The organism is Fredinandcohnia onubensis, from assembly GCF_002734215.1.
Classification (GTDB): domain Bacteria; phylum Bacillota; class Bacilli; order Bacillales; family Bacillaceae_L; genus Ferdinandcohnia; species Ferdinandcohnia onubensis.
The window spans coordinates 329,919-354,542 of the sequence record NZ_NSEB01000007.1 but is presented as its reverse complement, the minus strand read 5'-3'; the positions used below and the strand labels follow the sequence as shown (position 1 = coordinate 354,542).

Genomic DNA, 24,624 nt, shown 5'->3' with positions numbered 1-24,624 from the left:
AAGTTACCCACTTTTAATGTTGGAATTACCATCTTTAGCTGTAGTTGTAGATTCGCCTATGAGTAAGTTTGTAGGGAGGACGATTTTTTTCTTTTTCTTGCATTCCTTTCCTTCAATCTTTTGAATTAAAAGTTCCATACCCAAATAGCCAATATCGTAAGCCGGTTGTTTAATAAGTGTTAATAGAGATTTATGAAGCGGCAGTGGGCTAGGATCATCAAAAGATACAATAGAAACATTTTCAGGTACACTAAATCCATGTTTATTTAGCCCTTTAATGAGTTCAATAGAAATAAAGTTATTTGTCGCTATTATGGCTGTGGGTCTTTCAGGAATAGAAAAGTGTATAAACAATTGCAAAAACTCATCAACGTTAATATTTGTTAATGATGTGAAATAGCTCCATGAAGTCTCGTGAAATAAGTTATTTTCCTTAATATAATTTAGATATGCTTTTTCTCTTTCTCTAGTATTCGAAATACTGACTGGTCCCGAAACGAACGCAATTTTTGAGTGGCCCAATTTTACTAAATAATCCATTAAACAATATATGGATTGTTTATTATCACCAATAACTAAATCTTCATCAATTCCTTCTATCTCACGGTCTACTAATACAAAAGGAATATTATGTTTTTTTAAGGTTTCTACATTGCTTTTTGAGAAATCGTTTGTTGGTGCATAAAGAAGTCCGTCAATTCCTCGTGAAATAACTGAGCGAATATATGCACTCTCTTTCTCAAGATTTTCATCAGAATTACTAAATACCACTTGGTATCCTTTTTCACTAGCTTTATCCTCAGCACCTCTAGAAATATTAGTGAAAAAAGGGTTGGTAATATCAGTTATTATTAAACCTAAGAGTTTTGAATCCTTTGAGATTAGACTTCTCGCTGTACTGTTTGGAATATAATCTAATTCTTTGATCGCTTTAAATACGCGATCCCGTGTTTCGGCTCTTATTGATTTATGATTATTTATTACTCTGGAGACAGTCATGGCTGAAACATTTGCCCTTTTAGCGACTTCGTATATAGTAGCCAAAAATCTCCCCCCCCCTTATCAAATTTTTCGATAATAATAAGTGTAAAAATGAAAAGAAAGCGGTTAAACAAATTTCTCTAAAATATTTCTGAAAAGCTAGACAATTCTGTAATCTGATGTTAGGATTTTGTTATCGATAACATTCTTTCGAACTAAATAATATCACAATAATCGAAGGAATCACACTACTTAAATTAATTATTTTGTGATTTTAATTTATAAAAATTATATCTACGAGGGAGGATCTATTTTGGCTAAAAATATATGTATCACTCATCGGGATCGTTCTTTTTATATTCATTATGAAAATAAAGGAGCACCTACTAGTATGATATTGGATCATATACATAATGATTATGAGATATATTTTCAGCTTGAAGGACAACGGAAATTTATCATTGGCAACGAAGAGTACCATGTTCATGACAATAGTTTAGTCTTTATTAATAGAAATGTTCTTCACAAAACTTGTGCAGCAAATGATTCTCCCCATAAACGTTTTGTACTTAATTTTCAAAAATCATTTATATCAGCTGAAACTTATTATCTAATACAGCTCTTATTTGAAAACGGACCAACAATACTTAATGTACCCATTCAACAGCGACAACTATTTGTTGAATTATTAAAAGGAATTCAATTTGAGTATTCTAACAATGACCAACAAGATTCCACTCTATATATTCAATCACTACTTATACAATTTCTCATTGCAAGTAAACGACTTTACGAAAAACAAAGGAAACATGTGACTATTGGGAAGGAAAGTACAGAAAGTGATTTGGTATCCTCAATTATTAAATATATTCATGATCAATTTAACAAAAGCATGTCATTGTCGTGGCTATCTCAAAAGTTCTATGTAAGTGAGCATTATCTTTGTCATCTATTCCGTAACGTTACCGGTTGTACAATCGTTCAGTATGTAAATGTTGTCCGAGTAAATGAAGCGAAGCGATTACTACTTGAAACAAATCTTAAGATACATGACATTGCAATAAAAATTGGATTTTCTAATCATGTTCATTTTTGTAGGGTCTTTAAAAAAGAAATTGGAAAGTCTCCAACTCAGTTTAGGGTAGACTCTCTGCAGGAAAAAAAGAAATATAAAAATATATAAAAAAGCTACTAAAGAAGTGGTACTCCATTTTTTAGTAGCTTTTTATTTAGCAGAAATTTATATGTTAATAAAAAAAGCGATTACAACAAAATATGTAAAATTAGACCTGATAAAATTGAATTAAGAGATTAATTGAAAGGAAGGTGGAGTTATGAATATCGGTGTTTTAGATTGAATGGGCAGTTTTAATTAATAAAAGCATAGTTTTCCATTCTCACTACAATTATTATAGGGGGCTATTATGAAACAACATCGTTTTGTTTTATTAGTTGTAACAATTGTTATGCTAAGTCTTTTGAGTGCTTGCAACAAATCGAATTCAAGTGAAAAGGCTTCAAATAATCAAAATAATGATAAACCATATGAAATTTCGGTGATGGTTCCATTGCACACACCAGAAGTTCCCAATACTAAAATTGAAGAAAAACTTGAGAAGGCAACAGGAGTAAGTCTAGATGTAACCTGGATTCCTGCATCAAGCTATGATGACCAAGTTACCAATGGTTTTGCAACCGGCTCACTTCCACAAATCGTTCCTACTGGTACTAATACATTTATACAATTTAAAGAAGCGATTCAAGATGGCCAATTTTGGGAAATAGGTCCTTATTTAGATGAGTTTGAAAATTTGAGCAAGCTTAATGATGATATATTAGCTAACCAACTGGTTGAAGGCAAACTGTATACAGTATATATGGGTAGACCTCGCTCGAGAGCGGGTATTATTTATCGCAAAGACTGGGCAGATAAACTTGGTCTCTCAGCTCCAACAAATACGGATGAGTTTTACGAAATGGTTAAATCGTTTACAGTAGAGGACCCTGATGGAAATGGCAAAGATGATACTTTAGGACTTGTTGATCGGACAACGTTGACAGGTGGTTCATTTAAAAATATCTCTTCATGGTTTGGTACTCCAAATAGATGGGGTGAAAAGGACGGAAAATTGTTACCAGAATTTATGTTTCCTGAATACAAAGAGACAATGAATTATATAAGAAAAATTCATGAGAATGGTTATATGAATCAAGATTTCCCAGTTACTAGTAAAAATGACCAAGTGAACATGATGGTTAATGGTACAGGTGGTGTCTATATAGGAACAATGGGTGATGTTCTTAGTATGTATAGCAATGCCAAGGACTTGAACCCTGATGTAGAATTTGATGTTCATAATTATATTGAAGGTCCAGATGGTAAGTATGGAGTATTTTCAAATCCAGGTTTCGGGAGTCTAGTTCTATTTCCGAAATCTGCCATTAAGACTGAGGATGAATTAAGAAAAGTTTTGGGATTCATAGATTACTTAATGACGACAGAAGGGGCAAATTTAATTATTTGGGGAATCGAAGGAGAGCACTATGAAGTAGTTGATGGTAAAGCAAGAACGATCGACGACGATCTGTTCAGTAGAGAGGTAAAACCATATTCGGCTTTCGAGATAGGAGAGTCGGCAACAAATGGACGATATGAAGGATACTATGATTATGAGCCGAGAGCCAAAGCCGACGAGTTATACGTGGATAATGATAAGTATTTAATCGAGGATCCATCCTATACACTGCAATCAGAAACTTATTTCAGTGATGGCGGAAGGCTAGATCAAATTATCGAAGATGCAACCTATAAATATATGATCGGACAACTCGATGAAACAGGTTTTGACGCCGCAATTGAAAAATGGAAAGAAGAGGGCGGAGAAAAAGTAATTAAGGAATTTAATGACGCTTATTCAAAGAAGTAAAGAATTGAAGAATAATTATAACAGGAGAGATAATTCTATGAGTCGAAAAAGAACAAAATTTTCTTGGGCAGCTATCTTAGCCTGTTCCACAATTTTATTTTCAGCCTGTAGTCAAGGAGAAGAAGTATCAGAGAAAACTCGTAACAATGGATCAACAAAGATTACGATGATGACAGCACTTCACACTCCAGAAATACCAAGTGACAAAATAATCAACATGATTGAAGAGAAAACAAACACAGAATTAGACATTCAATGGATTCCCAATAATGTTTACGATGAAAAGTTAAACTCGGCATTTGCCACAGAATCACTTCCCCAAATCGTTCCAATGGGTTTTGAGATGTATAACCAGTACAAAGAGGCAATCAGGGATGGACAGTTTTGGGAAATTGGCCCTTATTTAGACGACTATGAAAATTTAAGTAAACTAAGGGAAGAGGTTATAAACAATACAAAGGTAAACGGAAAAGTGTATGGAATCTATCGAGCAACACCTATGTCAAGACAAGGATATATATACAGAAAAGATTGGGCAGATAAATTAGGTATTGAAACGCCAAAAACAACCGAAGATTTCTACGAAATGCTGAGAGCCTTTACCGAAGATGATCCTGATGGAAATGGTAAAGACGATACAATTGGTTTAACAGATCGAAGTGATTTGGTTTATGGTGCATTTAAAACGATTGCTTCTTGGTTTGGAACCCCTAATGATTGGGGAATAAAAGATGGTAAGCTTTTACCAGAGTTTATGTTTGATGAATATATGAAAACCTTAGATTATATGAAAAAAATTCATAGTAATGGGTATATGAATCAAGATTTTCCAGTTACAAGTAAGCCTGATCAACAAGCGATGATTAAAAATGGATCTGCTGGTGTGTATGTAGGCTCAATAGGAGATGTGGCAGGTTTATATAATGATGGAATTCAGCTAAATCCAGATTTAGAATATGACGTTCAAAACTATGTTGAAGGACCACATGGAGAATATGGAATTTGGGCAATTCCTGGATTTGGAAGTATTAACTTGTTCCCTAAGTCGTCAGTTAAAACTGAAGAACAGTTAAAAGAAATTTTAAGCTTTTACGATAAATTACTTAATCCTGACATGGCAAACTTAATTTCTTATGGTATTGAAGGGGAGCATTATGAAATAAAAGATGGACTCGCTGCACCATTAGAAGAAAAAAGAGCGGTTATAGATCGGGATGTGCGACCATTAAGTTCAATTCATATCGGTGATATAGAGACTATAAGAATACAACCATATCATAGTTACGATGTAAAACTTAAAGCAGAAGAGTTAATAGTTGATAATAACAAATACCTTATTCATAATCCAACCGTCACACTTGAATCGGATACATTTACAAAAAAATCAGAAACACTAAAACAAATTATGGTCGATGCTACTTACAAATATATTTTGGGACAAATTGATAAAGATGGTTTTAATAAAGCGATAGAAGAATGGAAAAAACAGGGTGGTAGTGAAGTGATTGTTGAATTTAATGAGGCATATCAAAAGTCTAAATAGATTCGACTAAAACGGTTACTGCTAAGTCAGAATGTTAAAAGATAGACTTAAACTCAATGGATTATGAAGTTTAGAAATCAACTAAATAAGAATAGGCTGTTGAGTAAACTCCCCAACAGCCTATTCTATTTTGAAAGAAGACTACCTACAAGAAGTGAGGGCTAAGGAATGAATAAACTTTTTTATGAACAACCTGCAAAAGATTGGAATGAGGCATTGCCGATTGGAAATGGCCGATTAGGTGGAATGATATTTGGTGGTGTTGAATTTGAACAAATACAACTCAATGAGGACTCAGTTTGGTATGGGGGACCAAGGGACCGTAACAATCCCGACGCACTAAAAAATCTACCGGAGGTACGTAGACTCTTATCGGAAGGTGAACTTAAGAAGGCGGAATCCCTTGCAGCCTTAGCATTGTCTGGAATCCCAGCAACACAGCGACATTATGAACCACTTGGTGATTTATATTTTTCGCAGTTGCATGGAGAAGGTGAAGTGTCCTCATATAGAAGAGAGCTTGATTTACAGAAGGGAATCGTGAATATACATTATAAAATCGGAGAAATAGAGTTTAATAGAGAAGTTTTTTCTAGTTACCCTTCGCAAGTCATGGTTCTAAGAATTACAGCGTCGGAAAAACAGTCAATCTCACTTCAATTATATTTTGATAGAGGAAAAGGTCGTAATTACGATGAAATGAAGCCCCTTCACGATAGTCAAATCATGATGCAAGGTAAAACAGGGGGAGAAGGCGGGATTACCTTCTGTAGTGTTGCTAAGCTAATTCCAGAAAATGGTTCAGTTAAGGCGCTTGGGAACCGTTTGATAATTGAAAATGCAGATGCAGTTACGATTCTTCTCTCAGCAGCTACTTCTTTTCGTTGTGAGAACCCGAAAGTAGAATGCCTAGATACGATTAAAGCAGCTACTTTTCAATCATATCATGCATTACGTCAATCTCATATTGAAGATTATCAATCATTATTTAAACGTGTTTCCTTACAATTATCCTCCAAGGATGACAAAAGTTCAATTACAACTGACGAGCGATTAAATTTAGTTAGAAAAGGTGAGGAGGATTTAGGCCTAATTGGTACATACTTTCAGTTTGGACGTTATTTACTCATTTCATCAAGTCGTACTGGATCCTTACCGGCAAATCTCCAAGGGATTTGGAATAATCAGATGCTACCACCGTGGGATAGTAAATTTACAATCAATATTAATGCACAAATGAACTATTGGCCAGCAGAGGTGGCTAACCTTTCTGAATGCCATGAACCGTTATTTGAACATATTGAACGTTTGGTTGAGCCAGGAAAGAAAACTGCACAAGTTATGTATGGTTGCAGAGGTTTTACAGCTCATCACAATACGGATATATGGGCAGATACAGCCCCACAAGATATGTATATGCCTGCAACAGTATGGCCTTTAGGTGCTGCCTGGTTAAGCCTGCATTTTTGGGAGAGATATCAATATACAGAGGATATTAGCTTTTTAGAAAGAGCTTATAAAATATTGAAAGAGTCAGCACTATTTTTTGTTGATTTTCTCATTGAGAACAAAGATGGGTACCTCATTACCTCACCTTCGGTTTCTCCAGAAAATAAATACATATTGCCAAACGGGGAAAAAGGTACATTGTGTGAAGGACCATCTATGGATAGTCAAATCATTAATGCACTTTTCAAAAGTTGTATTCAAGCGAGTGAGTTTCTGCAAACAGATCAAGAATTTCGCTTAGAACTACAAGCCTTACAATCGAAACTGCCACCCATTCAAATTGGAAAGCATGGTCAAATACAGGAGTGGTTGGAGGACTATGTCGAAGCAGAGCCTGGGCATCGTCATATCTCTCATTTATTTGGCCTACATCCGGGAAATCAAATCAATCCAACACATACGCCTGAATTAGCTAACGCTGCGAAAGTAACATTAGAACGTAGATTGCAAAATGGGGGAGGCCATACTGGGTGGAGTAGAGCGTGGATTATCAATATGTGGGCAAGACTTGGGGAAGCCGATATAGCTTATCAAAATATTATAGAATTATTATCATCTTCAACACTCCCGAATCTATTCGATAATCATCCTCCGTTTCAAATTGATGGGAACTTTGGAGGAACTGCTGGGATTGCGGAGCTTCTTTTACAAAGTCATATGGATGAGATTCATCTTTTGCCCGCCCTACCTCAAGCATGGAGCGAGGGAGAAGTGAAGGGATTACGAGCAAGAGGTGGATATGAAGTCGATATTGTATGGAAAGGCAATGAGTTAAAGCATGCAAGCATTTATTCTTTCAATGGGAATAAATGTACCGTAAGATACACAAAAAGTCTGGTTGTCCTATCTGAGGGTAAAGTGCTCGATGTGAAGCAATTGGGTGACTCTTTCATTCAATTTAATACAGAAAAAGGAAAAGTGTATAATTTAGTTTTATCTTAGGATATGAATATGTACTTACTATGCTCTAATTAGTGTACGAGGTTATGGAATAGCAATTCTAACACCAATTATTCATGTATCTGATCTAAAAAAGAGAGGGGAGACCCTCTCTTTTCCTGTGAAGCTATAAACTTTATAGGGAGCTTAAGTCCACGATTTTAACTTAATTTCCAGCCTTTTTGCAATATCCTGGTGTTGGATTATTTCCAGGTTTTGGATCTTTCTCTTTCTTGGGTCCATTTCCTGGTTTCTCACAACCTTCACCATCAGAAGGATCCCAACCTTTTAATACATTTTGTACTGTCCAGTTAGCAGCTTCTTCATCTGTAAGCTGTCTTCTTGATTCATTGATTGCAGCACCGGGGCCGTAGTTTTTATACTCAAACAAACGGGCATCTTCTGGATTTAAACCACTCATGGAAGTCCAACCCTCTGTCTTAATATGATCACCCAGTTCGCTATTCATAATGACCACACTACCTATCGCATTCGGATTGCCACCAGCAGGCCAAGGTCTGCCTAAATATACAGTACCAGCAGGGGCATCACTTGTTAGCTTACTATCCTTAATCAAAATACCGTATGGGTCCGTGATCAATGTACTTGCAGCAGTGACATAGCCATTATTTGAGTTTGATTTACGGTCAAGTGAGTGAATGACGGAATCCTCAAAAACAGCACGTGCTGCACCGAAGATGAAATCGACATCGCCCTCAACATATACTTGATTATAATATTGTGTTCCAGAGTGAACATATAATGTATCCTGATTACCTATGAATCTTACATTTTTAAAATATTGACGTTCCCCAGCAGCATATACGGCAACAGCTTGTTTTCCGCTCACATCTGTTGAGCTTTCATCAAAAGAGTTTTCGAATGTTACATTTTCTACTCTAAAATCATTTGCGCGTAAATACACACTGGCACTTCCACTTGTACCAAGAGTTCCACCAACACCATTATCTCTACCTGCAAAGTTATCGAATGTAATCACTGTGTTTTCCGGATTTTCACCAATCATTGTAATAAATGGCTTATTATTCGGCACAGTAACAACTTCTTTATAGACTCCATTTTTAATGAAAATTGTAATTGGAGTTGTATTGTTTGCAGGAATTGCGTCGATTGCTGCCTGGACTGTTGTATAATCTCCAGTTCCATCTTTAGCAACAAAAATTTCATTTTCAATTTGGCTAATCTGTTTTTCTAGGCTTTTCACAACTTTGATATCACCATCTTCTAATTGTCTATCATATAGATCTTTAGAGTTACTACCAACAACCTGAACATATACGTTATTTGTAAAATATCCAGTTTCTTCAGCGGTACTTAATAATTTCGTAGCCCAGTTCCCGCCCCAAGAATAGCCATTTCGTCTCTCTTCTTCAATCTCCATAATGTCATATTTAATAACACCGTCGCGGCCTGAGAAGATTCCTCGGTTTGTACCAATCTCATAAAATCTGTACCAAGCCGTTGAATTTGGATCTTCAACAAAATACACATTATTTGGATCACCACTTACATATCGCGTATTTTCAAGTTTAACCTCATCTAGCCACTCTAGCGCAGAACGAACAGACTTCTTTATTTCGTCAGTTTGTGGACGAGACATAAGGAATCTTATGATTCCAATAGATTCTGAACCTGAAACTGAAGCATGCTCATATGCACGTGCTTTTTGTGGTTCAAACGTATATGGATCATGCTGAGCACCCCAAGCCGTCAATGTTCCATCAGAGAATTTGATCTGTGCTTTTAAGATATAATCAATACCACTCTTAATGGATAGTTTGATTCTATTAACATAAGAATCATTTATTACATCCGCATCGAATGGATATCTCTTTTCGACAACATCATCCATCATCTCCAATACATTGATCATCGCTTCATCATTAAATGTGACATAGTCAGAGTAGTTACCGCGTCTAGGATAAACCTGAGCAAATCCACCTGTGTCATATTGTAATTGGAACAAGAATTCAAAGCCTTTTTCAATACTATCTTTGTATTTTTCATCACCAGTTTCACGATATACTTCGGCTAAGAAAAGTATCTCCTTAATCGTTGCATCATTATCAATCGTTCCTAATTCAACACCATTGGCTACCCATTCTGAACGCGGTTCCTTACCATCCCATGGACGTTCATATATATGTGGCCAGTTCTTGGTCCAACCACCGTGTTCCATTTGCCAGGTTAATAGATTATCTGCTTTACGAATCGCATCGTTTAAATCGCCCTTAAAAGTTACTTTCTCAGGCTCTACGATATACTGCCCGTTTTGATCTAACTCATCCAAACTATTTAAAATAAGGACCGTTTGACCAAATTTATTTTTACCTTTTGCGGCCTTGTCAATTCTAAGATTCTTAAAGTTAGGGCTTAGAGTCGCCCAATTGCCAGTAGGGTAAACCACACTAATATCAGAGAAATCAAATTCATCAAAAGTACTATTTAACGTAACCGCAATAAGATTGTTTGAAATTGCATGAATATCCGCGATTTGCACTGTTTTATTTTGTTCTCCTGATGGAAGGGAATTAACGAGTTTCTTAGCTTCCCCCCATGTGAGTTCTTTGTTATTATCTGCATTCATTGAGGAGCCATTTAGCTCTTGGATAATTTTTACAGCTTCCTTTTTCTTTAGGGTCTTGTTAGGTTGTATCTTTCCATTTCTCACAAGAGCATCCATATATCCAGCTTGTTTAGCAGCAGCTAGAACATATGAGTACCACTCATTTAGAGAAACTTCCCAAACCATAGATTCAGTGCTTAATCCCTTGAATTGTTCTTCTTTAACTAATACAAGTTTACTGTTTATTAAAGACATGAATTCGAGTCTTGTAATAGAATCGGTATCTTCAGGCTGGTTTTCAACGATTACTCCCAACTCATTTAACTTTTTCAAGTAAAGTCCGCTAACTATATCCTTTAATTCAGAGTCCTCAATTTCGATAGGTCCTTCATCAGACCCAGCTTCTTTATTATGGATTCGTAAATGGTCAATATTTGCGCCACCATTAGTACCGACACCTGTAGCACGAATTTTATTCTCACCAGCTTTTAGGGTCGCTTTCGTAGAAGTATATACCCATGTTGTCCATGCTCCTGTAGGATCAAAAGCTAACGATTCTGCAACTACTTCATCATTTACTTTAATCTCAGCAGGTCTTGCATCAGTTCCACCGGACGCGTATCTAAAGTCAAGGAAGTATTCTCCATCAGTTGGAACATGTACTGTCCACTCAACCCAGCTACCAGCTTGATTTGGTTTAAAATCAATAAAACCTGTTCCTGTGAACCCAGTATGCTGATTATCGATGATGACCCCTGTTTCATCAAGTAGGGCATCTTCTGCTTCATAGGTTTGATCAACTTCCGTATAAATTTTTAGATGGTCGATATTCGCACCTCCACTGGACCCAACACCGGAAGCTACGATGACGTTTTCACCTGCTTTTAAGTTAGCCTTGGTTGAAGTGTAGATCCAATTCGCCCAACCACCTGTTGGATTAAATGCAAGTTTAGGTTCAACAATTTCTCCATTAACTTTAATTTCTGAAGGACGTTCGTCTGTACCACCATGAGCATAGCGGAAATCTAAGGTATATTCTCCTGCAGCAGGAATGTCTACCTTCCATTCGATTGATCCGCCCGGTGCATTCGGTACCATATCTACAAAGCCAGTTCCTGTAAACCCAGGATGTTTGTTGTCTATGATTGCATTTACTAACTTTCCATCTTCCGCTTCATAGATTCCACCTGCACCTGGTTCAGTAGGAGGTGTCGGCTCAGATGGATTCTCAGGATCTGTAGGTTCTTCAGGATTAGCCTCAGGAAATGAACCAGAAATTGTAATATCATCTACATAATGTCCTAATGCTTTACTTCCAGGTGTGAATGTTTCAAAATAACTTATTTTTGTAGTAGGTTCATTTAACTTAGCATTCTCTAACTTAAGTTCTCCATTGATATAAACATTTGCTGTTTGATTATTTAAATCGATTTCAGTCTTGATGTCATACCACACATTTTCCTCAAGAGGGACTAATGGTACATAGGTGCTGCCAATACGATATGATATGTTCTTGTCTTTGGTTTCGATAATGAGTGGAGTTTTGTCTCCTTTTACTCTCATTACCTTTGTGGAGCTTGTATACTGTGGTTGCATAAATTTCATTTGGACAGTAACGACACCAACAAGCTCCTCGAAGGATTTGCTTAGATTAACGTCTGCTGAATCACTTGTATCATCTAAAAACACACTTTTGTTCGTGGCGTCGGGAACCTCTGTTACTTGAATGGTTCCACCACTTTCAGATACAACAAATCCTGAGGGATGTTCCCCAGTGGTGTCATTATTAAAGTCTGCCTCAAAAAGGAAGGTGGATGCGTCCGTTTCTTCAGCATGAACAGGAGTAATAGATACGGTAGAAAATAAACTTGTGAATGTGAGCAAAACTACCAATGTCAAATAAAAGTAACGTTTAATTGTACTCATTCATTAAAATCTCCTTTCTATAAACAATAAGTAGAACAACAAAAACTAGTCATTTAATTTCTAGTAAAAACGACTCACCTCCCTAATAGGTCTAAAGAACTATCAGAATATTCAATTAATAAAACGGTTACAAAGGAGAGTGTAACATAAGCTTGATGCCAATCTATAGCAACATATTGCTATAAAAGTATGCGGATGTTGCTAAAAAGGGAAATCCTTACTAAATGATTATCTATGTAATGGGGGGGAGTGTGAGAGAAGAAGGGGGTAAAAAAAGAGAGGGGGGACCCCCTCTTTAACTCTAGTTAAGAAAACCTCGTATGATTATTTTTCGTTCTTTAAGATATTAAATTAACGATTCTGCATGTTTACTAGGTTTTTACAATATCCCGGGATTGGGTTATTTCCAGGTTTTTGACCTTCTCTATGTTTAGGCCCCTTACCAGGTTTAGGCCCTTTACCTGGTTTTTTACAAACTTCGCTTGGTTCTTCATATTGAGCCATAAAGTCACCAAACGTATCCCAAACACCATTCCAATCAATTTCACCATCCTGACTACGTTCGAAGTTCTGAATGGTAGCCAAAGATTGAATGATCTCATCCGGAAGCACATCACCAGATTTATTAACAGATTGTTCTCCATTAAACATGAAGTTCTTATCTAAATCAGCGTGTTGATAATTGTCTGTTTTCTTTTGGCTGTTTTCTGTAAAGAATGAGATAAACCCATCAATTGTAAAATCAGGTGTAATGTGACCATATGTTGTGAACGCCATATTTCCACCGGCATTATTAAATGCATAGTTATTTTCGGCAATCACACCTGGATTACTATTACTTGTGAAACCTGATGCTCCGTTTCCAAAAGCAACACTATTTTTAATAGTATGAGGGACAAGGACACCTTCACCACCAAGCTTAAAGCCGTTTTTATCACCACTCCCAACAGTTCCATCTGTTAAGAAACCGTTGTTATACGCAATGCTATCCTCAATTGTAACTGCTCCAATAGCACCTGTACCAACCTTTGTATAAAGATCCCATCCATCATCAATATTATTATGGGCGATAGTACCCCTAAAAATATTACCTTCACCAACCGTGAGTTTTGCAGCAAAACCATCTGCATTATTGTCAGATGGGTCACGGTTATCAAATGATTCACTGTTAAGAATCAAGTTATAAGATGGCCAATCAGCTATAGTAGTAGAATCATCCGTACGGCTGATTTGTAGACCAGTGTCTCCGTTCTGATAGGTTTTTATGTTTTCAATAATATTGTGGTTACCGCCAACTGTGTAGCCCTTTGTGTTGCCGGCAGATTGAATAAAGTCTAAGCCTTTTACATGCCAGTAGTTACCGCTATGAATAACACCTTCCGTTTTCTTATCAAAATCAATGATAGGTCTACTTGTAGCGGCAGGATCAGCCCATAAGTACTTCATCGCATCTTCAGTGCCGTCATTGTATTTCTTAATTTCTAGTATCGCATTTCTCACATAGCGACCTTCCATCACATAGATGTGCTGACCTGGTTTTACAAATTCAATGGCTGTATCTAAGTCTAATGGATTTTCTTTTGATCCGTCACCGGAACTCAATCCGTTAGGAGAAACATAGATATTTCCATCTTCGGCAAATGTCTTCATTTCAACCGTGAAGTTTTGAATGATTCTATTATAGTCTGTTAGTTTTTGAGTTTCGTCAGGTATAAATACAAAACTAAAGTTTGTATTTGCATTTTTTGCGATTTTTGTTTGTATTTCAAGCTTTTGCCCGGCAATAATAGGTTCATCATAACGAATCGTTTCATTGCCTTCTTTAATCGTCACAGTTCCATTCACATTTGATTGAACGATAAGGCGATAATTCGCATCAGAAGTCCTTTCCAATGATAAAATATCAAACTGAGGAGTGACCTCTTTAACAGGTGCTTCTTCTTTAGGAGCATCTGTTTCCGCTGCTGTTACCTTGAAGTCTATATTACTAACTTCAATTGTTGCTACACGTGCAGTATAGAAGCCGACATAAGCTTTTCCATTTTGGACGTTTAGAATATCTGGTGCATAAATCTCTTTTTCAATCGTTTTCTCACCGTCATTAAGTACTCCTGTAAAACCACTGTTCGTTTTCTTAAGTGTAAGACGATATGTTTTGTTTGGATGAGTATTAGAAGGTGTTGGTCTTTCTGCCTTTACCATTTCTTTTTGAATACCTAGGCTTCCTGTACCATCCGGTGATGTTACCCCTGTTCGAACAAACAGTTGTGTTCCGTTGTCATCTCGAGTACCACCTGAATAACCTCCGATTGCGGCAATATTACTCGCAAAAATTCCCTTTTGGTCGCCAGTTTCGTATATGGCGTCTCTCGCCATAATTCCGAAGGACTCTTGTCCATCATGAGGATTCTTTGCGTATTCAACAACCTTGATATCAGCTGAGAGCTCAAAATTATCTTCATTCGCATCAATTTCGGTGTAATAGAAGGAGATTCCATCATGGTCTCCAGTAACCTTACCGCCACCATCAATAGCAGCTAAACGAACGGTATCATTCTCTAAGTACTCAATTGTATTTCTTTCATCTGAGGTTGATTGGCCAAAGCGAATAAAATCAAAATTGTATGCTGTTTTTTCTCTAACTGTAACCTTATATGTGATGGGGCTGACTTCCAAATCTACTGTTGGACTCACAGTAATAGAGTACGTACCGGCCACATCACTATTAAATGAACTGGAGTCAACAACATAGGCATCAGTTGATAATACCTCTTGATCTCCATTATCATAAACCTTTGAAACTTCTAATCCATTAGATGCAAACACGTCACCGATTGCAAAAGTTGTATTAGGAAACTTAGTTATTTTTAATTCAAGTACTTCCTTTTCTTTTACATTGAATGTGATAGTTTTACTTGCATCCTTATGGCTGATTACTACATTCTTGTCTCCAGGTGTTGTCGTATCAAAATTGTAGACATCATATTCATTTTCTAGTAATCTTACCTGAGATCCGTCCTTATAGATGGCATAAACAACCAATCCAGTAAGATCGAGTGGATCACCAATAAAATATTGTGTTTTAACAGGTTGTTTCTTTATCTCAAGCCCTTCAAGCTCAGTATCTTTTACAGTTACATAAAAGCTTGCTGTAACAGCAGGAAAATCTTTTGGCACAATTGATACGGTTTTTGTACCAGGTACTTTAAATTCGAATGAATCATCTAAAGTAATATCATCAATCTTAAAATTATATTGTTCCGCAGAAAGTTCATAGGTTTCACCATTATTATACGAACCGAATACTTGTAATCCAGCTGATTCAAACTTATCACCGGGGTAATAAACCGTTTTTGCAGGGAAGTATTTGATTGTTAAGTCATTTAGAGTTATGGCATTGATTGTTAAGTCAACTGTTGATACAACTCCACCATAACTAATTTTAATTGTATTTGTCCCAACAGTGCTGCTATCAAAACCGGTAACGATAAATTCATTTACAGATAAAGTAGATTCTTCGCCAGTATCGTAAATTGCTTTAACGACTAAACCATCGAGGTTTAGTTCTTCATCCGTTAGATATTCCTTTTTCATATGATCGCTATTTACTTCTAATCTTTGGACTTTTTTATATTTATTTAAATTAATATCATTGTAGATAACGCTTACATTTCTTGCGGCGAAAAATCCAACATAATTCATTTCCCCATTAAAATCTGTGAACGTTTTTGTTTCTTCACCGACTGTTAATTGATAAATATTTCCTTCTTTTCTAAGCTTAAGTGTATACTCTTCCCCGGGAGCAGGGTTGTTTGCTGCAAAGTCTAGCTCATCTGGATATATAGATGAAGCGCTACTGTACTTATAGAACCCTCTAATATCTTGCTTGATACCACCTACCGCAAGATAATCACCAGTTTTTACATCAGTTGAAGTTAATAGATTGCCTCTTAGCATAATCCCAAAACCAACCTGACTATTTGCCTCAAAGGTTTCAACCTTAACCTTAGCTGTTAGTTCATAATTATCTGTTGGATTAACTTGCTGATAATAATAAGCAATTCCTTCTGAACTACTTGAGATTTTTCCTCGATCGTTTTTGACGCTCATATTGACAGTGCCGTCTTCATTTTCCTTAATTGAAAAGTTTTCGGCAGTAATTTTATCATTACCGCCAACATCGCCACCGACAGCACCTTTCCAATCAGAAGTTTCAGGAATATCAACCATCTCAGTGGTTTCACCTTCAGCAGCAAACACATTCAAACTCATATTAGGCAACAATAATAGTAAACAAAGTAGCACAGTAATAAAACGTTTAAACTTCCTCACCATTTGGCCTCCCTTTTTTATGTAATGAAATACAGATGAAAAACTCAACGCTTGAGCAATAATCACCTCCTTAAATCACCCATATTCTCAAATCTAATGTTAGAGGATATTGGCATTTGTTCGATATTGTTTTGGGGTCATACTGACCTGTTGTTTGAAGCTTCTGATAAAACTAGAAGGGGAGGAAAAACCTACTTTTTCGGACACCTGATTAACAGGAGAACTCGTTAAAATAAGTAGTTTTTTCGCTTCGTAAATTCTTCTTTGAAGTATGTAATCGTGGATGGTAAGACCAAATTCTTTTTTAAAGAAATGGCAAAGGTAATATTTATTTAGATGTAAAGTTTGAGCTAGTGAATCAAGACGCCAATCTGTGTTCCAGATTTCATTAATTTCTTTTAAGATACGTTCAAGCATTTCAACTTTTCGAGAGTCGCGCTTTACAATTAAATGGGAATTCTGCGCAAAGGATGACTGAATTTCTCTGCATAAGAATAGTAAGAGTTCGAGGAGGTATAATTCTAGTGCTGCCTCCTTTTCCCAGAGATCTTCATTCTCTTGCTCAAATAATAAATGATCAACGATTTGCTGAAGCTGTTCTTCCTTCCAGGCTTGTACATTCAATACATATTGAGGGGAAGGGAGGTTGTCCAAAAAGCTTTTAAATTTCTCGAAAATCGGATGTTTAAACTTTAGAAAGTCTTCAGAGAATAGAGTAACAACTCGTTCATAAGGCACACCTTCATGTAATTTAACTTTGTGAAAATCAGTACTCTTAAAAAATAAAATTTGTCCTTTTGTTAAACGAAAGACTTTTTCTTCAAAAATGTATGTGGCTTCTCCCTTTTGGAGCCACACGATTTCAAAACCTGAATGAGAGTGGAAGTTAGAAGCTGTTTTCCGATCTGCTTTATGTTGAATAGTAAACTTCGGTCTCTTAAATTTTTTGCTAAACAATTTATCATGATAAACTCTCATTTTTCTACACCTGCCTTTTTAGCTAGAATGCTGATATGTTCAACAATAAAGCGGTTTCAAAAATGAGTGTACCATAGCAGGGATACTCAAAAATGTGTATGAATTGCTTAAAAAGTGTGCAAATATTGCTATTTATGTATGTTCTAATTAAATGATTATCTATGTTATAGACCTAAAAGAAGATTTAATAGAAACTTAATTCTTTATTCATAGTTTGTTCATATTTACAACGTAAGATAAAGACATGGAAAAGATAAGCTTTTTCATACCCCCCTTTTAAATGATCATATCGTTACAGTGTCCGGCTTTTTAGCCGGATTTTTTTTGCGCAAAATGAAAAATCTCATTAACGTGCATAGATTTCCACGAATCAACCAATATAAAAATATGGAAAAAATAATAAAAGGGGGAGAAGTATATGAAACATATGGAGATGAGTTCGAACCAGATATTAGACCTACATGGTTTCAATAATCTTACGAAATCGCTAAGCTTTAATATGTATGATATTTGTTATACAAGTTCTCAAGAAGAACGAGATGCGTATATTGAATATATTGATGATGTCTATAATGCAGATCGATTAACCGAGATACTAAGTAATGTTGCCGATATTATTGGGGCTAATATTTTGAATGTCGCAAAACAGGATTACGTTCCCCAAGGAGCTAGTGTCACGATTTTAGTATCAGAGGGACCAGTAAATGATCCAACGAAAGATGTCTTTGAAGAATCTCCTGGTCCAATACCAGGATCAGTCGTTGCACAAATGGACAAAAGTCATATAACGGTTCATACCTATCCGGAATCTCATCCAGATGAAGGAATTAGCACTTTTCGGGCGGACATCGATGTTTCAACCTGTGGAGAAATATCCCCTCTAAAAGCACTAAATTATATGATCCAATCGTTCGAAACCGATGTGATGACCATTGATTATCGTGTTCGTGGATTCACAAGAGATGTAACAGGACATAAACTATTTATAGATCATGAAATAAATTCGATACAAAACTATATACCAGAAGATATTCAGGAAATGTATCATATGATTGATGTGAATGTGTATCAGGAAAACATTTTTCACACGAAATGCAAATTGAAGGAATTTGACCTGGAACACTATTTATTTTTTAGTGATACAAGAGAAAAACTGACATCCGAAGAGGAATTAGTTATTGCTGAAAAGTTAATTACAGAAATGGATGAAATCTTTTACGGAAAAAATATAAGATAATCGTTGACAAAAGTATAAACAATGTGTAATATTGATTATATAATAAATATTGTGAATAGTGTTCTCCTAAAGGGGAGTAGCTTTTACAGCAAAGTCGTCATTTCAGAGTGTCGCCACTCTCGGCTTTGTTGGCAACTAACGTTGTTAGCAAGACCTTTACCAGATTACGGTAGAGGTCTATATTTATGACCTTTACCTCATGAGGTAAAGGTCATTTTTGTTTTTTAGTACAAAGAGTAGTGAGGTGAGAAGAGGAATGCTTAAGAGAAAGATAGAAACAGTATCAATTGAGGACTTAATAAAAAAGAACAAAGAAGAGATTTTGAAAGACAAAAAAGAACTCGAAAAGATTGAAAAACGTCTAGATGATAAACATATGGCAATAATCAAGTAGTTTATTCTAGTGAAGGGCAATATTGTTTTTCCTAATTTTATAGAATAAAAGAAAAATAGAAGGGAGATCTTTGATGGAATTCTTAAGCGCAGAGTTTTTTTCCGCACTCTTAATTATTATTGCGATTGATTTAGTATTAGCGGGAGATAATGCCATTGTTATTGGCTTAGCGGCAAGAAATTTACCAAAAGAACAACAGAAAAAAGCAATTATTTGGGGAACTGTAGGTGCGATTGTCATAAGAGCTGCAGCCACTTTAGCCGTGGTGTGGTTACTTGAAGTACCAGGACTACGACTAGTGGGTGGAGTACTTCTTGTATGGATTGCTTATAATCTGTTAACAGATGACAAAGGCCATGAAATAAAAGCTGTTGGCAGTTTCTGGGCAGCTATTCGTACGATTATCATTGCTGACGCACTAATGGGTCTTGATAATGTATTAGCGGTTGCAGGTGCTGCTCACGGAAACTTCTTACTAGTTGTGTTAGGACTTATTATTTCAGTTCCAATTATGGTTTGGGGAAGTACATTATTTATTAAATTAATTGATCGTTTCCCGATCATTATTACAATTGGTGCTGCTATATTAGCCTGGACTGCATCAAAGATGATAGTTGCAGAACCATTCCTAAGCTCAATATTTAGTAATGGATTTGTGAAGTATGGCTTTGAGTTAATCATAGTTGCTGCAGTTGTAGGGATTGGTTACATGAAACAGAAAAAAGCTGCCAATGAAGCTGAAGAGCAGCAAGAAAAGCAAGTTTTAAGTAAAGCAGAATAATCGAAGGCGGACTCGTAAAAGGGTCCGCTTTTATATTGTATTGAAATTATATAAAAATGTGCATGGAACAGATTGACATCTGGTTGAAACTGGAATATATTTATTATTGAACAGTGGTTAATAAAGGAGAATTGTTTCTAATGTCACCAAGAAAACAAGTACAAGAGGAATTATCACGAGAAAAAATAATGGATGTTGCTCATGAATTATTTGTACAAAAAGGCTACCAACATGTTTCAATGCGTCAAATTGCAAATGAATTAAAATATAGCCATGGTGCGATTTATTATCATTTTAAAAATAAAGCTGATTTATTTTATGCAATGGTTGTGCAGGACTTTGACATGCTTAACGATGTTTTACAGCAAATCATGAATCAGAACTTACCACCAGAAGAGAAAGTGAAGAAAATTTTATTAGGGTATATTGAATTTGGGCTTTCAAATAAAAGCCAATATGAATTAATGTTTTTAATTAATGATGAAGAGGTAAAAAGCTGTATTAAACAGGAACCACTCGAAAGTTATGGAATGTTTGCAAATGCCATTTCTAATTTAAGCAACCAAAAAACGAGCATTCAAGATATTTGGTCTATTTTCTTATCGATTCATGGTTTTGTTACGCATTATTGTAGAAGCAATCAATCATATCATGATGTGAAAACACTAGCGGAGTCTCATGTTGAATTTATCTTAAAACCAATTTTAACTGGGAGAGATTAACTTTATTCCTCTGAAATCCCTATTGCTATATAGGGGATGAGTTTACACTATCATTGGGTTTCAAAACCGGTGAATAAAGTTAAGCCTCCGGCGGATGCCACGATTTTTCAAAGGAAATTTTCGAGCAGGCTCGAAAAAATCGGGCGCAAATACGCCTTGGCGTATTTGATTAAGTTTTCCCATGAATTTAAATTTTTTTAAACATTATTGACCATTGGTTAATAAATTGCAAGGGAGAGGGTTAGGATGAAAAAGGCATTAGTATTAGGTGCATCAGGTGGAATGGGATATGCGATTGTTGAAGAGTTACTTGAAAGAGAAATTGAAGTAATAGCTTTTGCTCGTTCTAAAGAAAAATTGGAGAAGCTATTTAAAAACAGTAAAAAAGTACAAATCGTTACAGGGGATGTTTTTAATGAGGAAGATCTGATAAATGCGGCGAAAGGTATTGATGTTATTTTTCATGCGATCAATATTCCGTATAGTGAATGGTATGAAAAGCAGCCAACTCTAATGAGAAATGTCGTTCAAGCTGCTGAATCAGCAAATAGTAAGCTTGCGATAGTTGATAATATTTATGCATACGGTCGCGGAACTGGTCGTAAAGTAAATGAAGAGCATCCAAAAAATCCTCATACGAAAAAAGGGAAGATAAGGGTGGAGCTTAGTAATTTAGCATTTCAAGCAAATGTGCCAGTACTTATCGCACATTTTCCTGATTTTTATGGACCTAACGCAGTAAATGCAATGTTGACCTACACATTCGATAAAATGGTTAAAAATAAAAAGGCAATGTTCGTTGGAAATCAACAAAATGCAAGGGAATATATCTATACTCCTGATGGGGCAAAGGCAATTGTTGAGCTAGCAATACACGATAAAGCATATGGGCAAAGTTGGAATATTCCAGCTACGGGAGTTATCTCTGGTGAAAAGATCATCAGTATTGCAGGAAGTCATTTACATTATCCAAAGTCTGTTTCAACTGTATCAAAGAGAATGATTCAATTCTTAGGGATTTTTGATAAACAAATGAGAGAAGTTGTAGAAATGCTTTATTTAACAGAGGATCCGGTGGTATTAGATGGTTCAAAATATGAGAAGGAAATCGGCATTTTACCAGCAACACCATATGAAGAAGGAATTAGAAGAACCTTAGATTTTATGAAGAGTAACCCCAGTAATTACTGAAAAAAACATTGAAAAAGACAGAACGACATGATATGATGTCATTGTTCTGTCTTTTTTTTGCAACATATAAATAAATGCGTTCAAATTACCCTATTATAATTTTATAACAATACTTTTTGTTTGTCAACTATTATCAATTTCAGGGTAGAGACGCAAAGTTCACTTATACGAGGAGTGGTGTTCATGGAAAAACATAATCCAGACTGGATTCAGGAACAAGACAGACTTGAAGATGTACTGGAGGTCATCGATAGTAAGAAAGCAGCCATTGAATCAAAGGTAGGAGGCACAAAAAGTGAACTTGTCGACCTTCGAAAAACATTTTGGGAAGATGTAACTGTCAATCTTGATGAACCTGATGACGTCATTGAAACATTTCAAAGTATTAAACAGCAGTCCGAACTATTAGGTGAACGTGAAAGAAACCATCGACTGATTCATAAACAAATCAAAGTTCTTGAAAGACTAAAAGACTCACCATATTTTGGCCGATTTGATTTTTTGGAAGATGGAGAAACAAAAGAAGAGAAAATTTACATTGGGATTGCTTCATTATTAGATAAAAAGGATGAGGATTTTTTAATATTTGACTGGAGAGCACCGATTTCAAGTATGTACTATGATTATTATCCTGGCCCAGCAAAGTATGAATCCCAATTTGAAAAAATTCAAGGGGAAATGACTTTAAAACGTCAATTCATTATCAAAAATAGCATGATGAAAAGTATGTTTGATACGGGTGTCACAATTGGGGATGAAATGCTTCAAGAGGTGCTCGGTAATAATGCGAATACACAGATGAAAAGTATCGTTGCAACTATTCAACGTGAGCAAAATAAAATCATCCGAAATGAAAAAAGTCGTTATTTAATTGTTCAAGGTGTGGCTGGATCAGGGAAAACGTCAGCTGCATTACAGCGGGTTGCTTACCTACTTTATCGTTATCGTGAACAGCTTAACTCTAGTAACATCATGCTATTTTCACCAAATCCTCTTTTCAACAGCTATGTTGCAACTGTTCTGCCTGAACTTGGGGAAGATAACATGCAGCAATCTACATTCCAAGAGTATGTAGAGCATCGATTAGGCACCCTATATGATGTGGAGGATCCATTTTCCCAAATGGAATATTTATTAACAGCGATGGATCAACCTGATTATGATGTGAGGCTTAAAGCAATAACGTTAAAAGCAAGCATTGGGTTTATGGAATTAATCGATTCTTATGTAAGACAACTTGGAGAAAAAGGACTTCTTTTTAAAAATATTGTTTTTAACAGAAAAAAAATTATTTCGAAAAATAAGATTCAGGAATACTTCTATACATTAGATCCAACCATTTCAATTCCGAATCGATTGACCAAAGTGACAGAGTGGCTAATGAAGGAAGTTATTAAGTTCGAACGAAAAGAACGTAAAAAGGATTGGGTTCTTCAAGAAGCTGAATTAATGGAGAAGGAAGATCATCTCGAAATCTTTAAACAATTACAGAAAAAGCAGGAGTTTTCTGAGGATACCTTTGATGATTATGAACGTGAGGAAAAATTAATTGCTAAGGAAATTGTACGTAAGCATTTTAAACCAATCAAGATTGCGATTAAAAAATTGGAATATCTAGATATAAAAGGACTATATAAGCAATTATTTTCGTATGTGAATGAACAAAAATTATCAGAGGATTGGAACGAAATCTGTTCGTACTCCATCAAACAATTGCAACAAAACCAATTGAATTATGAGGATGCAACTCCATTTTTATATTTACAGGACTTAATAGAGGGAAAAAAATCGAACACTGGTATCCGTCATTTATTCATTGATGAAGCCCAGGATTATTCTCCGTTCCAATTTGAATATTTGAAGCAGTTATTTCCAAGCTGTCGGATGACCATTCTTGGGGATTACAATCAGGCGATATACGCTCATTCCATGAATGCACCAACATTATTATCTCCAGAGCTTTATGAGGAAGAGAAATATGAAGTTATACAATTGAAAAAAAGCTACCGTTCTACAAAAGAAATTGTTGAGTTTTCTAGAGGCATTGTCGCTGGCGGAGAGGAAATCGAAGCCTTTAATCGTTCAGGATCGCTTCCTATTCTTAAGGAAGTGGATACTAAGGCGAATCTCCACAAAGAAATTTTAAACCATATAAAAGCTCTTCAAGACAAAGGTCATGAAACGATTGCGGTCATTTGTAAAACTGCAGTGGAAAGTAACGAAGCATTTCAGGCATTACAAGATAAAATACAGGTCCGCTTAATGAGCCAAGAGACGTACCAATTTGATAAAGGTGTTTTAATATTGCCGACGTATTTAGCAAAAGGAATCGAGTTCGACGCCGTTATTATTTATAACGCATCAAATGACGTTTACGGAAGAGAATATGAAAGAAAGCTTTTTTACACTGCCTGCACAAGGGCCATGCATGAATTGCAGCTTTTTTCAATTGGACAACGAAGCTTTTTCTTTGATGAGATTAATAATGAAAAATATTTAGAAGTATAACAAAGAGTCGGCAGATGCTGACTCTTTTTTTTTGGATATTATTAACGTGAAAAAACAACGGACAGTTAG

General features: G+C 35.8%; 14 protein-coding genes. 10 read left to right on the top strand and 4 right to left on the bottom strand.

Translation table 11 applies throughout. The features are described from left to right. Positions 1-3: 3 nt before the first annotated feature. Positions 4-1,044 (bottom strand): LacI family DNA-binding transcriptional regulator, encoded by a 1,041-nt coding sequence (locus CKK03_RS10720; protein ID WP_099362568.1) that lies wholly within the window; start codon positions 1,042-1,044, stop codon positions 4-6. Positions 1,045-1,294: 250 nt separating this feature from the next. On the opposite strand from CKK03_RS10720, the gene CKK03_RS10715 reads away from it, so the two are divergent. The 4 genes from CKK03_RS10715 (at position 1,295) to CKK03_RS10700 (ending at position 7,902) form a co-directional block, all read left to right on the top strand. Beyond that, positions 1,295-2,164: an AraC family transcriptional regulator gene (locus CKK03_RS10715; RefSeq protein ID WP_099362567.1), complete on the top strand. Its 870-nt coding sequence runs from the start codon at positions 1,295-1,297 to the stop codon at positions 2,162-2,164. A gap of 241 nt (positions 2,165-2,405) precedes the next feature. Then, positions 2,406-3,908 carry an extracellular solute-binding protein gene (locus tag CKK03_RS10710; RefSeq protein WP_099362566.1) on the top strand — a complete coding sequence of 501 codons (1,503 nt, stop codon included), beginning with the start codon at positions 2,406-2,408 and terminating at the stop codon, positions 3,906-3,908. A gap of 37 nt (positions 3,909-3,945) precedes the next feature. Continuing rightward, positions 3,946-5,451, top strand: a complete 1,506-nt coding sequence (locus CKK03_RS10705; RefSeq protein WP_099362565.1) for an extracellular solute-binding protein — start codon at positions 3,946-3,948, stop codon at positions 5,449-5,451. Positions 5,452-5,619: 168 nt separating this feature from the next. Continuing rightward, on the top strand, positions 5,620-7,902 hold the full coding sequence (locus CKK03_RS10700) for a glycoside hydrolase family 95 protein (protein ID WP_099362564.1): 2,283 nt from the start codon (positions 5,620-5,622) through the stop codon (positions 7,900-7,902). Between the two features lie 163 nt (positions 7,903-8,065). Here the strand turns inward: CKK03_RS10700 and pelA are convergent, their stop codons facing one another. From pelA to CKK03_RS10685, 3 genes are all read right to left on the bottom strand, one after another. After that, positions 8,066-12,412: a pectate lyase gene (gene pelA / locus CKK03_RS10695; protein WP_099362563.1), complete on the bottom strand. Its 4,347-nt coding sequence runs from the start codon at positions 12,410-12,412 to the stop codon at positions 8,066-8,068. A gap of 351 nt (positions 12,413-12,763) precedes the next feature. Continuing rightward, positions 12,764-16,744 carry a right-handed parallel beta-helix repeat-containing protein gene (locus CKK03_RS10690; RefSeq protein ID WP_180271224.1) on the bottom strand — a complete coding sequence of 1,327 codons (3,981 nt, stop codon included), beginning with the start codon at positions 16,742-16,744 and terminating at the stop codon, positions 12,764-12,766. Positions 16,745-16,843: 99 nt separating this feature from the next. Beyond that, the gene (locus CKK03_RS10685) at positions 16,844-17,722 is read right to left on the bottom strand and encodes an AraC family transcriptional regulator (protein ID WP_099362561.1); all 879 of its coding nucleotides are present in this window, start codon (positions 17,720-17,722) and stop codon (positions 16,844-16,846) included. Between the two features lie 427 nt (positions 17,723-18,149). Between CKK03_RS10685 and speD the strand changes: the two genes are divergently transcribed. From speD to helD, 6 genes are all read left to right on the top strand, one after another. Continuing rightward, positions 18,150-18,959 (top strand): adenosylmethionine decarboxylase, encoded by an 810-nt coding sequence (speD, locus tag CKK03_RS10680; protein WP_099362622.1) that lies wholly within the window; start codon positions 18,150-18,152, stop codon positions 18,957-18,959. Positions 18,960-19,215: 256 nt separating this feature from the next. Further along, positions 19,216-19,353: an FbpB family small basic protein gene (locus CKK03_RS10675; protein ID WP_099353293.1), complete on the top strand. Its 138-nt coding sequence runs from the start codon at positions 19,216-19,218 to the stop codon at positions 19,351-19,353. A 73-nt stretch (positions 19,354-19,426) separates the two neighbouring features. Beyond that, on the top strand, positions 19,427-20,134 hold the full coding sequence (locus tag CKK03_RS10670) for a TerC family protein (protein WP_099362560.1): 708 nt from the start codon (positions 19,427-19,429) through the stop codon (positions 20,132-20,134). Positions 20,135-20,274: 140 nt separating this feature from the next. Further along, positions 20,275-20,856 (top strand): TetR/AcrR family transcriptional regulator, encoded by a 582-nt coding sequence (locus CKK03_RS10665; RefSeq protein ID WP_099362559.1) that lies wholly within the window; start codon positions 20,275-20,277, stop codon positions 20,854-20,856. A gap of 246 nt (positions 20,857-21,102) precedes the next feature. Beyond that, on the top strand, positions 21,103-22,047 hold the full coding sequence (locus CKK03_RS10660; protein ID WP_099362558.1) for an SDR family NAD(P)-dependent oxidoreductase: 945 nt from the start codon (positions 21,103-21,105) through the stop codon (positions 22,045-22,047). A 183-nt stretch (positions 22,048-22,230) separates the two neighbouring features. Further along, entirely contained in the window at positions 22,231-24,555 is a 2,325-nt protein-coding gene (helD, locus tag CKK03_RS10655) for an RNA polymerase recycling motor HelD (protein WP_099362557.1), read from the top strand. Positions 24,556-24,624: the final 69 nt, after the last annotated feature.